Annotated in this window: 8 protein-coding genes; 7 read left to right on the top strand and 1 reads right to left on the bottom strand. The window is 39.7% G+C overall.

All coding sequences use genetic code 11. The features are described from left to right. Nucleotides 1–48 precede the first annotated feature (48 nt). Entirely contained in the window at nucleotides 49–1,845 is a 1,797-nt protein-coding gene (locus L4C37_RS10915; RefSeq protein ID WP_137373311.1) for an ABC transporter ATP-binding protein, read from the bottom strand. A gap of 91 nt (nucleotides 1,846–1,936) precedes the next feature. Between L4C37_RS10915 and L4C37_RS10910 the strand changes: the two genes are divergently transcribed. The 7 genes from L4C37_RS10910 (at nucleotide 1,937) to L4C37_RS10880 (ending at nucleotide 14,268) form a co-directional block, all read left to right on the top strand. Continuing rightward, nucleotides 1,937–2,410, top strand: coding sequence for a GAF domain-containing protein (locus L4C37_RS10910; protein ID WP_137373264.1), 474 nt, complete (start codon nucleotides 1,937–1,939; stop codon nucleotides 2,408–2,410). A 97-nt stretch (nucleotides 2,411–2,507) separates the two neighbouring features. Then, nucleotides 2,508–3,131, top strand: coding sequence for an RNA chaperone ProQ (proQ, locus tag L4C37_RS10905; protein WP_137373263.1), 624 nt, complete (start codon nucleotides 2,508–2,510; stop codon nucleotides 3,129–3,131). Nucleotides 3,132–3,148: 17 nt separating this feature from the next. Further along, nucleotides 3,149–5,146 (top strand): carboxy terminal-processing peptidase, encoded by a 1,998-nt coding sequence (prc, locus tag L4C37_RS10900; RefSeq protein ID WP_429768583.1) that lies wholly within the window; start codon nucleotides 3,149–3,151, stop codon nucleotides 5,144–5,146. 231 nt (nucleotides 5,147–5,377) lie between these two features. Beyond that, nucleotides 5,378–6,040, top strand: a complete 663-nt coding sequence (locus L4C37_RS10895; protein ID WP_429768582.1) for a hypothetical protein — start codon at nucleotides 5,378–5,380, stop codon at nucleotides 6,038–6,040. A gap of 198 nt (nucleotides 6,041–6,238) precedes the next feature. Further along, entirely contained in the window at nucleotides 6,239–8,845 is a 2,607-nt protein-coding gene (gene pepN, locus L4C37_RS10890) for an aminopeptidase N (RefSeq protein ID WP_429768580.1), read from the top strand. A 134-nt stretch (nucleotides 8,846–8,979) separates the two neighbouring features. Continuing rightward, nucleotides 8,980–9,198: a DUF2835 domain-containing protein gene (locus L4C37_RS10885; protein ID WP_429768579.1), complete on the top strand. Its 219-nt coding sequence runs from the start codon at nucleotides 8,980–8,982 to the stop codon at nucleotides 9,196–9,198. Between the two features lie 216 nt (nucleotides 9,199–9,414). Beyond that, a complete protein-coding gene (locus tag L4C37_RS10880; RefSeq protein WP_429768578.1) occupies nucleotides 9,415–14,268 on the top strand; it encodes an NAD-glutamate dehydrogenase in 4,854 nt (1,617 codons plus the stop codon). Nucleotides 14,269–14,347 lie beyond the last annotated feature (79 nt).

Genomic DNA, 14,347 nt, shown 5'->3' with positions numbered 1-14,347 from the left:
TTTATCAATGACTGCTCAAATGAGCAGGCATTCATAAAATGTAAAACGCTAGGCGTGCGACTGTACACTCCCATAAAGTGTTTGATAGAGACCTTGTTGTTCAACCAGTTCGCCATGTGTTCCTGTTTGGGTAACTTGCCCATCTTCCAATACATATATTAAATCAGCTTGTTTCACGGCTGAAAGTCTATGAGCAACAATGAGCGTTGTTCTATCTTTAAGAAACTCACTTAATGCTTTATGAAGAGCGGCTTCAGTTGCGGTGTCTAAAGCCGACGTTGCTTCATCAAGAATAACAAACTTCGGGTTACTGAGCACCATTCTAGCAATAGCTAACCTTTGTCTTTGCCCGCCTGATAAGCGAACACCACTACGACCAATCTGAGTATCTAACCCATCACTTAGCTGAGTAATGACATCTTGCATTTGTGATACTTCAAGTGCACGCCATAAAGCCATTTCGTCGTAGTCTTCACCAAGAGTCAGATTATGCCTTAAGGTGTCGTTAAAGAGTATAGGTTGTTGTAATACAACTGCTATTTGATTTCTTATTATGTCGAAGCTGATGTCTTCTGTCGTCTCACCATTGAAACGAATATTACCGGAATCTGCTTGGTAGACACCAATCAAAAGCTGTATCAACGTAGATTTACCACCACCACTTGCGCCAACAAGTGCGACTTTCTTCCCTGCGGGTATTTCCAGCGATAAATCATTTAAAACAGTGTTTTCTAAATTGTAAGAGAATGTAACGTTTTCTATGGAGACGTCAACTTCTTTATTAGAAGTAAACGGGTTGACCTTACTAATTGGTCGGTACTCTTCCTCAAGTAGTAAAAGGTCATTGATTCGTTTCAAGGCTGCCTTAGCGCTATACCAAGAGAATTGAATACCTAATAACTCTTGTACAGGACCTAACATAAACCATAGATAGCCAAAGACAGCGAAGATTTGACCGATAGTTAAGTCGCTGAATAACACCATCAGCATAGCAACAGCTCTAAAAAGTTCGAAACCCAATAAAAAGAGAAGGAATGAAACTCGGCCTGCCGCTTCCGATTGCCAAGCATATTTATCAGCATCTATACGAACCTGATTAGCTTGCGCTTTTAATTCGTCTAAAAAAATTCTTTCTTTATTCGCGGCTCTTAGTTGGTAAATGCCGTCTAACGTTTCAACTAAACGATTTTGAAAATGCTCAAATGATTGGTTCTCACGTTTCTTTAGGTGCTTAACCTTACTGCCTAGCTTTCTTGAAAAGTAAATAACAATGGGGTTAACAAGTAAAATGAAAAGTCCTAGTCGCCATTCAAGCCAAAGCAGCACGCCAGCTGTACCTATTACTGTAAGAAAACTGACTATGAACTTAGAGAGCGTTGAACCAATGAATTTATCAATGGTCTCTATATCCGTAATTAAATGAGCATTGATACCGCCGCTGCCTTTGGTCTCATATTGTCGAATACTGATCCGTCCCAGCTTTTCTATCATTTTGCTACGCATATGATAGGTCACTGTTTTAGATACGAGAGTGAATTGGCGCCCTTGTAGAATATTTAATGCTTGGCTGACGGAGCGCATTAAAATAACTAGAAGTAGGGTAAGTGCAATATAGCCAGTAGGGGTTTGCATGGAAGTGGGTAATAGCATGTTCATCATGTCTAACCCAGAAGCAGGCTTATTTAAGAGCACTTCATCAACCATTAAAGGCATTAATAGAGGGATAGGGACACTAACTAGTGTCGCAAGAATAGCGATTACGTTAGCAAACAGTAATTTGGACTTGTGCTTTTTTACTTGTTTTATTAGCCAAGAACGGCTAATAGTGTCATTTGAATTTTTCATTTGCAATGAGAATAAGTCCTATTTAGGTGTTTTGGTCGCATTTTACGGAGTTCTCTTAATAATGGAAGTGTCAATTTAACCGGAAGTTAATATGAAAATAGAACATTACCAGCGCTTAACCAAACAGGCAGCAGCGTTAATTGAATCTGAACCAGATTTTATTGCAAATCTAGCCAATATCAGTGCATTACTGTTTATGGAGTTAGATGACCTTAACTGGGCTGGTTTTTACTTACTAAAAGAAGATGAATTGGTTTTAGGCCCTTTCCAAGGTCAACCTGCTTGTGTTCGAATTCCTGTGGGTCGTGGCGTTTGTGGAACTGCGGTTTCAACAAACAGTATTCAGCGTATTTATGATGTGCATGAATTCGAGGGACACATAGCATGTGACGCTGCAAGTAACTCTGAAATCGTTATTCCTTTTTCTATTAATGGAAAAGTGGCGGGCGTATTAGATATCGATAGCCCAAAAATTGGTCGATTTAGTGAAATTGATGAAGAAGGTTTAACGTTTTTCATGGTGGAAGTGGAAAAGCTGCTCAATTCGCACGCGAACAAAGCATAAATTATTCTCTTACTGTGGTTTTTCCTCTGCATGTCTCTATAATACGTAAAAATATTTTCTTAATGCTCGCGGAAGACCGCAAAAACCAGGAACCCACATGGAAAACACTGAAAAGTTAAAAAACAGCAAAGAAGTTATCGCATATGTTGCTGAATGTTTCCCTAAATGCTTTACTTTAGAAGGTGAAGCAAAACCACTTAAAATTGGTATTTTTCAAGATCTTGCTGAACGTCTTAGTGAAGATGAAAAAGTAAGTAAGACACAGCTTCGCGCAGCGTTAAGACAGTACACTTCATCATGGCGTTACCTGCACGGCGTAAAAGTTGGTGCAGAACGTGTAGATCTAGACGGTAACGCTTGCGGTGTATTAGAAGAAGAACACGTTGAGCATGCAAAAACTACGCTTGCTGAAAGCAAAGCTAAAGTTCAAGCTCGTCGTAAAGAACAAGCACAAAAAGCACGTGAAGAAGGCAAAGCAAAACCAAAAGCGAAGAAAGCTCAACAGCCTCGTCGCCAAGCGCCTAAAGCACCGAAAGTAGAAAAACCTGTAGAAACACGAGCTTTAAATGCTGATGAGTTCATCGCTGGCAAAGAAGTGAATGTGAACATGGGTAAAGGAAACATGGCTGCGACCATTGTTGAAATCAATAAGGAAGATGTGCGTGTTCAGTTAGCAAACGGCCTACAAATGGTTGTTAAAGCGGAGCACTTGCGCGCTTAAAGGAGATACTCCTACGCATGAAATGCCGTTCAAAATTGACACTGATTGCTGCTAGCTTATGGCTAGCGGCATCATCAGCTCAGGCTTTAGAAGCCAAACTTAACCTAGATGACTTACCTCTTCTTGCTCCAGAAGTTCAACACGAAACTGCGAGCAAACGCGTTACTTCTCGATTTACGCGATCTCACTATAAACATTTCAATCTCAACGACGATTTTTCCAAAGCTATTTTTAATCGTTACGTAGAGATGCTTGACTACAACCGTAATATTTTTACGCAAGCCGACATGGATTCTTTTGAGCCTTTATCTATTCAATTAGATGAGCAGCTTAAGTCGGGTAATAATCAGGTAGCTTTTGATGTTTATAATCTATCCATGCAGAAGCGTTTTGAACGTTTTCAATTTGCCTTATCACTTCTTGATACTGAAATTAAGTTTGATGTAGATGAAAGCATTGAGTTAGATAGAAGTGAAGCAGCTTGGCCTGCCAATACCAAAGAAGTTAATGAATTATGGCGAAAACGCGTTAAATATGACGCATTGAACCTAAAATTAACGGGTAAAGAGTGGCCTGAAATTCAAGAAGTGTTAGAAAAGCGTTACAACAATGCGATGAAACGTATCACTCAATCGCGTAACGAAGATGCTTTTCAGCTTTACATGAATGCTTTCTCTAGAGAAGTCGATCCTCATACTAGCTATCTTTCTCCTCGTAATGCAGAACAATTTCAGTCAGAGATGAATCTATCTCTTGAAGGGATCGGTGCTGTTTTACAAATGACTGACGATTACACTGTTATCCGTTCTTTAGTTGCTGGTGGACCTGCGTCTAGCAGTAAACAACTAGGCGAGGGTGATAGAATTGTGGGTGTTGGACAAGATGGCGAAGAAGTGGTTGATGTCATTGGATGGCGTCTAGATGATGTTGTCCAGTTGATCAAGGGTCCTAAAGGGACAAAAGTGAAGCTGCAGATCTTGCCTGATGGTAAAGATGCAAAAAGTCACGTTGTCACTATTGTTCGAGATAAAATTCGTTTAGAAGACCGTGCTGTTAAGTCCGAAGTGATTGAAAAAGATGGACGTAAGATTGGTGTTTTAGAAGTACCAAGCTTCTATGTTGGCCTATCGAAAGACACTGATAAGTTAATTACTGAACTTAAGAAAACCGGTGTTGATGGCATTATTGTTGATCTTCGTAACAACGGCGGTGGTGCATTAACTGAAGCAACGGCTTTATCTGGCTTGTTTATTGAAGAAGGACCCGTGGTTCAGGTTCGTGACAGCTACGGTAGAGTTAAAGTTAACAGTGATACTGACGGTGAAATTAGTTATCAAGGTCCACTTACTGTTTTAGTTAATCGTTACAGTGCTTCTGCGTCTGAAATTTTTGCTGCAGCATTGCAAGACTACGGACGTGCGATCATTTTGGGTGAAAATTCATTTGGTAAAGGTACCGTGCAGCAACACCGTTCTTTGAATCATATCTATGACTTGTTTGATAAAGAGTTAGGGTACGTTCAATATACTATTCAGAAATTCTACCGCATTAATGGTGGCAGTACGCAGAATAAAGGTGTTATTCCGGATATTGCTTATCCAACTCCCGTTGATCCTGCTGAAACTGGGGAAAGTGTTGAAGATAATGCTTTGCCTTGGGATAGCATCGATAAAGCAAAATACCAAGTGTTACAGCGTAATGAATCTGAAATAGCTAAATTGACGAAAGCTCATGAGTTACGTATTTCTGGTGATATGGAATTTGGTTTTATTGAAGCAGATATTGCAAAATTCAAAGCTGATAAGGATGACAACCAGTTATCGTTAAATGAGAAAGTGCGTAAGCAAGAAAGTGATGACGCTGAAACACTGCGGTTAGAGCGTATCAATTTACGTCAGAAAGCAAATAAGTTAGATGCTTTTGCTTCACTTGATGATGTACCTAAAGACTATGAAGTTCCTGATGCCTATCTTGATGAGTCAGTGTCAATTATGGTCGACATGATCAAAAAGTAGCATTTCTTGTAACCTTAAATGATTACTTTTACTAAAGACTGATTTTAGTTATCAAAAAGGCGAGCTTTTAGAGCTCGCCTTTTTCAGTTTTAGCTGGAGTAAATGCCGCTAGAATTAATACCACTATTGAGTGAATTCTTTATTCACGAGCTTAAATTAGTGATTCAGATCAAATTTTTTCGCGTTCTATGAGTTAAGTGCCTAAGCTTAAAGAAAACATAGGGGGTGACTATGAAATGGATACTAATACTTTTGATTTGCTTTAGCTTGAATGCTTGGAGCAGTGAAGTGAAAGATAATACTGATCTCTCACACTTTGACTTACCATTATTACTTGGTGATTGGTATTTATTAAACCCAGAGCCTGATAGTGCTGCGGAAAACTTTTTAGCGATAAAGTTAACGTTAGAATCAAACTATACGTTTAAAATCGACATTCAGAAAAAAGATTACAGCGTTGATCACTGGGAAGGAATGTATACCGCTAATGATGACACGATCATTCTCGGCTTAAACACTTCTGAGCCACAAGTTTATGCTTATAGCAGTAATCATAATATGCTGAACTTAAATGGCGTGATGTTTACCAAAGCACTACCGAATGCTTTAGCTGGTATCTGGTCAAGCGCTGAATTATCAGGTGATGATCTCCGAGCCAGTAATATTAAAAAAATGGATTTGGTCTTACAGCCTGACTTTATATTTATGTTTAGAGTTTCTGACGAACTAGGCGGAGAAGTTGTACATCGAGGCGTTTATTACACGGAAGGCAACCACCTAGTACTTCTCTACGAGAATGGCGAACATGACACAACGTATACCCTTAATAGTGATGTACTGACTTTAGAGGGACAGGAAGGTGATATGTATGCGGTATTGAATCGAATTCGCTGATTGTTGTCGATAAAATATACTGAATTATATCTTGTGGTTGGTGTTTCATATTTATAGTTTGGTTTTTACTAGCTAAAATGCGAGGTGTTTTCTAAAAACACCTCGTTTTTTTACATTTGTCCTTGAGTTATGTGTTCAAAGCCCTTAGATATAGGTTGTTAGAATACTATTATTAAAAATGCTCAAAAGGACTAAGACATGGCGCATAACCCGCAAGCCAAATTTCGTAAAGATTACCAATCACCTTCACATCTTATATCAGACATCGATTTAACTTTCGACCTGCATGATACTGCTTCAATTATCACTGCAGTTTCAAGCGTCACTCAACAGAAAGAAAGCTCAACGTTAGTATTAGATGGTGAAAACCTTAAGCTTGTATCCGTTTCTGTAAACGGCCAGCCGTGGGAATCTTTTGAGCAATCAGATACAAACCTGACACTCAATGACTTACCTAAAGAGTTTGAACTAATAATCGTAACGGATGTTGACCCTGAAGGTAACAGTGCCTTAGAAGGTCTGTACAAATCTGGAGGTGCCTTCTGTACTCAATGTGAAGCAGAAGGCTTCCGCCGTATTACTTATTACATGGATCGCCCTGATGTTCTAGCAAAATTCACGACAACGGTGATTGCAGACAAAGCTGTTTATCCATTCTTACTTAGTAACGGTAACCGAGTAGACGAGGGTGAAGCTGAAAATGGTCGTCATTGGGTTAAGTGGCAAGACCCGCATCCAAAACCAGCATATCTATTTGCTCTAGTTGCAGGTGATTTTGATGTACTTAGAGATGACTACACGACAAAATCTGGTCGTAAAGTTGATCTAGAAATTTTTGTTGATAAAGGAAATCTAGACCGAGCTAGTCATGCGATGGTTTCGCTTATTAATTCGATGAAGTGGGATGAAGATCGTTTCGACTTAGAATACGATTTAGATATCTACATGATTGTTGCTGTAGATTTCTTCAACATGGGGGCTATGGAGAATAAAGGGCTAAATATCTTTAACTCTAAGTTTGTTCTAGCTAATGATCAAACGGCAACAGATACTGATTACTTAGGCATTGAAGCCGTTATTGGGCATGAGTACTTCCATAACTGGACAGGTAACCGTGTTACTTGTCGTGACTGGTTCCAACTGAGCTTGAAAGAAGGTTTAACGGTATTCCGTGATCAAGAGTTTTCTTCTGACTTAGGTTCTCGCTCAGTTAATCGAATTAATAATGTTCGTACTATTCGTGGTCCTCAATTCGCTGAAGACGCAAGCCCGATGTCTCACCCAATTCGTCCTGAAAAAGTGATTGAAATGAATAACTTCTATACGCTAACTGTGTATGAGAAGGGTAGTGAGATCATTCGTATGATGCATACACTACTTGGTGAGACTAATTTCCAGAAAGGTATGAAACTTTACTTTGAGCGTCACGATGGCACAGCTGCAACTTGTGAAGATTTCGTTCTTTCAATGGAAGATGCTTCAGGTGTGGATTTATCTCAATTCCGTTTATGGTATAGCCAGTCTGGTACGCCTACATTAGTTGTAACAAGCAGTTATGATGAGGATGCTAAGACTTATACATTAAAAGTAGTTCAATCAACTCCTCCAACGCATGAGCAAGAAGATAAGCAGCCATTACATATCCCGTTAGATATTGAACTATATAATCAGTCTGGCGATGTTGTTGAGTTACAATGTAACGGAAATGCAGTGCGTAACGTACTTGATGTCAAAGATTCTGAGAACACATTCGTGTTTGAAAACGTATCGGTAAGACCAATTCCTTCTCTGCTACGTGAATTTTCAGCGCCAGTTAAACTGGAGTATGATTACTCTGACGAAGAACTTATTTTCTTAATGGTTAATGCTCGTAATGAGTTTTCTCGTTGGGATGCTGGTCAAATGTTACTGGCAAAGTACATTCGCATGAATATTCTTAATGTACAACAAGGTAAGCCGTTTGAACTTTCTGCGGGAGTGGTTGATGCATTCCGTGGAGTTTTACTAAGCGATTCACTAGATCCTGCATTCATCGCTGAAATGATCGCTCTACCAAACCATAATGAAGTATTTGGCTGGTATGCTCGTGTCGATATTGATGCTATTGCTTCAGTTCTAAAATCGATGAAACTTACCCTTGCTGTAGAGTTAGAAGGTGAACTTGCTGCGGTTTACCATAGCCATGCGCAGGCAGAATATAATGTAGAGCATGCATCAATTGGTAAACGCACATTAAGAAAGGTTTGTTTAGGGTATTTAGCATTTACCGAGCAAGGAAATGACTTAGTTGTTGCTCTGTATGAAAGTTCTAATAACATGACTGATACAATGGCAGCTATGGGCGCTGCAAATGCTGCCCAGTTAGAGTGCCGTGAATCACTGATGTCTGATTACAGTGACAAGTGGAAACATGATGGTCTGGTTATGGATAAGTGGTTTGCTTTGCAAGGAACTAACCCTGATGAAAATGTGCTAGATAAAATTAAAGAAAGCATGAATCATCAGGCATTTAGCTTGAAAAATCCTAACAGAACTCGTAACTTAGTTGGTGCATTTTTAAATCAGAACCCTGTTCATTTCCATGACAAATCAGGTAAAGGTTATGAGTTTGCAGGTGAAATATTGAGAGAACTCAATAGCAGTAACCCTCAGGTGGCTTCACGTCTTATCGACCCGCTACTAAAATATCGTTTATATGATGAAGCACGCCAAGCTTTAATCAAGAAAGAGCTTGAATCTCTAAAAGCGATGGATAATTTAGCAAAAGATCTTTTTGAGAAGGTTACAAAAGCTTTAGAAGCTTAAACTCAAAAAAATCAACATTTTTGAGATAAGCACAATAAACTCTAACTAAGAGAACAAGTGGTGTACCTAGGTGCGCCACTTTTTATTTACTCGCATTCTTAGGATAGTTACATACACAAATAGGTAGGAGAGTCATGAATCATTATCACTTTTCATTGAACATTACTTATCAGAATTTTTTAGCACATTACTCAGGAGCAGCAAGTAGTGTGCAAGTTATAACGACAACGGGTTTAAGGCTTCAATTGCCAGCAACTCGTTTCAGACCATTTCTTACACAAATAGGGGTTAAAGGGCTATTTAGACTAACAACTGACCATAATAATAAGTTTATAAAGTTAGAAGCTCTGTAAAGCTCTCGTTATTCAGAGAGTTAAAGGGAACCTTAATCACATAATCAAACATTCACCTCCCGCTATTACTAAAATTATTAACCATTTCTCAATAATGCTTTTACAATAAATAAATGCATTATCATTACTTACTGAGCTTTTACTTAACAAATGTTTTGTTCAGCGAGTGAGTAATCCCCCTATAATAAAATACAATAAAAATTGTGGAGTGTGACTATGACCGCACGTGAAACTGTGGTTCCAGTTTTACTTGAAAAAGTGTACAAACTGATTCAAGACAAACTTGACCTTGCTCATCGACCTCTAGTAACGCAACTTGCTCAACATTTGTTTAGCAATGTTTCTCATGATGATTTAATCCAGAGAAACGAATCCGATTTATATGGTGCTGTAGTCAGCTTATGGCACCACATCAATGAAAAAAAAGCCGACGATATTTCTGTTCGAGTATTTAATCCGGCAGTCAGCAGACAGGGTTGGCAATCAACTCACACCATTGTAGAAATTGTTGTTCCAGACAGCCCATTCCTTGTGGACTCTGTCAAAATGGCATTGACTCGTCTTGATCTTTCTTCTCACCTTATGCTTCATAACCCAACGCAAATACTGCGCTCTGATAAAGGGGAAGTCGTTGGTGTAAGCCGCGATGAGGGTGTCTTCCAATCATTGTTCCATATCGAAGTAGACCGTCTAAGTAGTAAAGCTGAAATGACGGCACTTAAAACAGAACTACTGGATATATTTACAGATGCCAGCTTAGTTGTGAATGATTGGCTATTGATGGTTGAAAAGCTTGAAGAAGTCACCAATCAAGTTGAAGCACAAAAAGAAACGATTCCAGTGGATGGTCAACGTTTCGATGAAACATTAGAGTTTTTACGTTGGTTGGGTGAGCATAACTTCACATTCATGGGTTACAAAGAGTATGATCTTGTTTCTATCGATGGTGATACTGAGCTTCAACCGACTAAAGATAAAGGCTTGGGTCTTTTTGCAAATGATGAACGTGTACGCAGTACGAAACTGTCTGAGTTTTCCGATTCAGCTCGCCTTGAAGCTAAAAAGCCTTACGTGCTAATTGTGACGAAAGGCAATACAGCATCACGAATTCATAGACCAGCTTACACCGATTACATTGGCATTAAGAAATTTGATAAAAAAGGCAAAGTAATTGGTGAGCATCGCTTCACTGGTCTTTACACTTCCGCGGTATATAACCAAACGGTAGAAAGCATCCCATTAGTTCGTGAGAAAGTAGAGCGAATCTTAGAGGCGAGCGGTTACCGAAATGGCTCATACTCATATAAAGCACTCCACAATATTCTTGAAAACTACCCGCGAGATGAACTGCTTCAAGCACGTGAAGAAGAACTACTAGAAGTAGGTACTGGCGTAGTTCAAATGCAAGATCGTGATTTACTTCGTTTGTTCGTAAGAAGAGATCCTTTTGGTCGTTTCTTCAGCTGCATGGTTTATGTCACAAAAGATCGTTACAACACAGAGCTTCGCCGTCAAACTCAGCGAATCCTTAAGCAATACTTTGGTTGTGAGCAAGAAGTCGAATTTACCACTTACTTTTCAGAAAGCCCTCTAGCAAGAACGCATTACATCGTCCGTGTTGATAATAACAATATGGATGTCGACGTTAAGACAATTGAGCAGAATTTAATGGAAGTATCTTCATCTTGGGATGATCGTTTATCAGAGTCTATCGTTGCGAACTTCGGTGAAAGTAAAGGTTTACCATTGTCTAAAGAATATATGCGTGCATTCCCACGCTCATATAAAGAAGACATGATGCCAGGTTCAGCGGTTGCAGATATAGAACGTTTAGAAGCACTTACAGAAGACGATAAACTTGGGATGCTTTTCTACCGCCCTCAAGAAGAGGCTGCAGACTCTAAAGCTGTTAAATTAAAACTGTTTTACCATAGTGATGAGCCAATTCACTTATCAGACGTCATGCCGATGTTAGAGAACCTTGGCTTGCGTGTAATTGGTGAATCTCCTTATGAAGTACGTAAAACCAATGGTGTTACTTACTGGATATTAGATTTCTCAATGCTTCATAAGAGCGAGAAGACGGTTGATTTACGTGAAGCTCGTGATCTGTTCCAACAAGCATTTGCGGCAATTTGGGCTGGTGAGTTAGAAAGTGATGGCTTCAACCGTTTGGTGCTAGGCGCAGCACTATCTGGACGTGAAATTTCAATTCTTCGTGCTTATGCTCGTTACATGCGTCAAGTTGGTTTCCCATTTAGTCAGCAATATATTGAAGACACACTTTCTCATTACCCTGAATTAGCTAAAGGGCTGGTGGCATTATTTGAGAAACGATTTGATCCAAAACTGAAAGGCAGCAAAAAAGGTCAAGCGGATCTGATCAAGAAGATCACAGAGCAGCTAGACCATGTTGAAAGCTTGGATGATGATCGTATCATTCGCCGTTACATGGAAATGATCAGCGCAACTCTACGTACTAACTATTATCAGCTAGATGCTAATAAGCAATTCAAACCTTGGTTAGCATTGAAAATGAAACCAAGCGAGATTCCTGACATCCCAGCGCCGGTTCCTGCATTTGAAATTTTTGTTTATGCACCTGACATTGAAGGTGTGCATTTACGAGGCGGTAAAGTTGCTCGTGGTGGTTTACGTTGGTCAGATCGCCAGGAAGATTTCCGTACAGAAATCCTAGGTTTGGTGAAAGCGCAACAAGTTAAGAATACTGTTATCGTTCCTGTAGGTGCGAAAGGCGGTTTCGTTTGTAAACGTCAGCACACAATGACAGGTCGAGATGAAATCTTCGCTGAAGGTCAGCGTTGTTACAAACGTTTTATCAGAGCATTACTGGATGTTTCGGATAACATTATCGAAGGGGAAGTCATTCCGCCTAAGAGTGTTGTTCGTCATGACGAAGACGATCCATACCTAGTTGTTGCAGCAGATAAAGGTACGGCTACGTTCTCAGATTTAGCAAACTCTGTTTCAGATGAATACAATTTCTGGCTGGGCGACGCTTTTGCTTCTGGTGGTTCAAATGGTTATGACCATAAAGCAATGGGCATTACTGCCAAAGGTGGCTGGGAGTCAGTTAAGCGTCACTTCCGTGAAATGAACATTAACTGTCAAACCACTGACTTTACTGCTATTGGTGTTGGTGACATGGCGGGGGATGTATTTGGTAATGGTATGTTGCTTTCTAAGCATATTCGCCTCCAAGCTGCGTTTAACCACATGCATATTTTCATTGACCCTAATCCTGAGTCAGCCCCTAGTTGGGAAGAACGTGATCGCTTGTTCAAGCTACCTCGCTCTAGCTGGGAAGATTACAATAAAGATCTTATCTCGCAAGGTGGTGGCATTTTCTCTCGTCGTGCCAAATCAATAGCCCTGACTCCAGAGATTCAGAAGATGCTTGGTACAAAGAAAGCATCAATGGCACCTAATGATTTGATCAAAATGATCTTATCAATGCAGGTCGATCTTCTTTGGAATGGTGGTATCGGAACTTATGTTAAGTCGTCGAAAGAGACTCATACAGATGTTGGTGACCGCGCAAATGATGTGCTCCGTATCGATGGTCGAGATCTTAAAGCTAAAGTTGTAGGCGAAGGTGGTAACTTAGGTATGACTCAATTGGGTCGTATTGAATATGCGCTGACAGGTGGACGCGTAAATACCGACTTTGTTGATAACGTTGGTGGTGTAGATTGTTCAGATAATGAAGTGAACATCAAAATCTTCCTTAATGGGCTGGTTTCAAACGGCGATCTAACAGTTAAGCAGCGAAATCAAATTTTAGAGTCAATGGAAGATGAAGTCGGCGTTATTGTTCTAGATGATGCCTACTGCCAAGCTGAATCAATTTCTGTAACTGAACACCAAGGTGTTGGTTTAGTAAAAGAACAAGTTCGATTCATTCACACTATGGAGAAAGCAGGGTACTTAGATCGCGGTCTAGAATATATCCCTGATGATGAAACCCTTTTAGAGCGAGAGAAACTAGGGCAAGCATTAACTCGACCTGAGTTATCTGTATTAGTTGCTTACGGAAAGATGGTTCTGAAGGAAGATCTAGTTTGTGATGAAATCGCTAACGATGAGTTCCATGCACAGCAGTTGACACAGTACTTCCCAACTGCGTTACGACGTAACTATTCAGAGCATATGGATAACCATCCATTACGTGCTGAAATTATAGCGACAGCATTAGCTAACCAAATGGTTAATGAAATGGGCTGTAACTTTGTGACCCGATTACAGGAAGAAACAGGCGCTGATATTGTTGATATCGCTAATGCCTATGCCGCTTCTCGTGAAATCTATGGCTTTGGTCAAGTCCTTAAAGATATTCGAGAGTTAGATAATGTTGCTACATATGGTGCTCAATATGAATTGATATTCCATGTACGACGTACAATGAGAAGATTAACTCGTTGGTTACTAAGAAACCGTACAGGGAAACAATCTGTAAAAGCGTTAGTAGAACTCTATCAAGGTGATGTTCATGCAATAACTGAAACACTTGATGAAATGTTGGTGGAATCAGAGGTTCAAGAACATAACGCAATTGCTCAAGTTTGGATTGAGCAAGGTGTTGGAGGAAAATTGGCTAATTTTGTTGCTCGTTTGTCTAGTCTTTACTCAGCACTGGATATATCCACAGTGTCCCGTGAAACAGGTAAAAACATCCAACAAGCATCTAAACTGTACTTTAATTTAGGCGACAGACTGTCTCTGCATTGGTTCTTAAAACAAATTAATGGTCAAGCGGTGGATAACAACTGGCAAGCACTGGCAAGAGCTGCCTTTAGAGAAGATTTAGATTGGCAACAACGTCAATTAACAGGTCAGGTACTTAACTGCGGCTGCGCGAGTGACTTTGATGTGATTAAAGCATTAGACGAATGGATGGAAAGTAACTCCATTTCATTACATCGTTGGGAAAGTATTCTAAATGAGTTCAAAGTTGGTTCTGTACATGAATTCGCTAAGTTCTCAGTTGCACTGCGTGAATTGATGTTACTTAACTTAAACTGTTCAGCAAGTTCAGACAAAACAAGTTAATCGCATTTTTACAGTTACTAAGTTCTTAAAGCTTTAAGCTTAGATTTAAACATATAATAATTGAGACAAGGATAGGGTA

The organism is Vibrio kagoshimensis (assembly GCF_050337535.1).
Lineage (GTDB): Bacteria > Pseudomonadota > Gammaproteobacteria > Enterobacterales > Vibrionaceae > Vibrio > Vibrio gallaecicus.
The sequence above is the reverse complement of the archived record's forward strand: the minus strand, read 5'-3'. Positions and strand labels throughout refer to the sequence as shown.

Coding starts and splice junctions, on each gene's coding strand:
- prc (WP_429768583.1), top strand. CDS start 3,149: ATGAAATGCCGTTCAAAATTGACACTGATTGCTGCTAGCTTATGGCTA.
- L4C37_RS10885 (WP_429768579.1), top strand. CDS start 8,980: ATGAATCATTATCACTTTTCATTGAACATTACTTATCAGAATTTTTTA.
- L4C37_RS10880 (WP_429768578.1), top strand. CDS start 9,415: ATGACCGCACGTGAAACTGTGGTTCCAGTTTTACTTGAAAAAGTGTAC.
- L4C37_RS10895 (WP_429768582.1), top strand. CDS start 5,378: ATGAAATGGATACTAATACTTTTGATTTGCTTTAGCTTGAATGCTTGG.
- proQ (WP_137373263.1), top strand. CDS start 2,508: ATGGAAAACACTGAAAAGTTAAAAAACAGCAAAGAAGTTATCGCATAT.
- L4C37_RS10910 (WP_137373264.1), top strand. CDS start 1,937: ATGAAAATAGAACATTACCAGCGCTTAACCAAACAGGCAGCAGCGTTA.
- L4C37_RS10915 (WP_137373311.1), bottom strand. CDS start 1,845: ATGAAAAATTCAAATGACACTATTAGCCGTTCTTGGCTAATAAAACAA.
- pepN (WP_429768580.1), top strand. CDS start 6,239: ATGGCGCATAACCCGCAAGCCAAATTTCGTAAAGATTACCAATCACCT.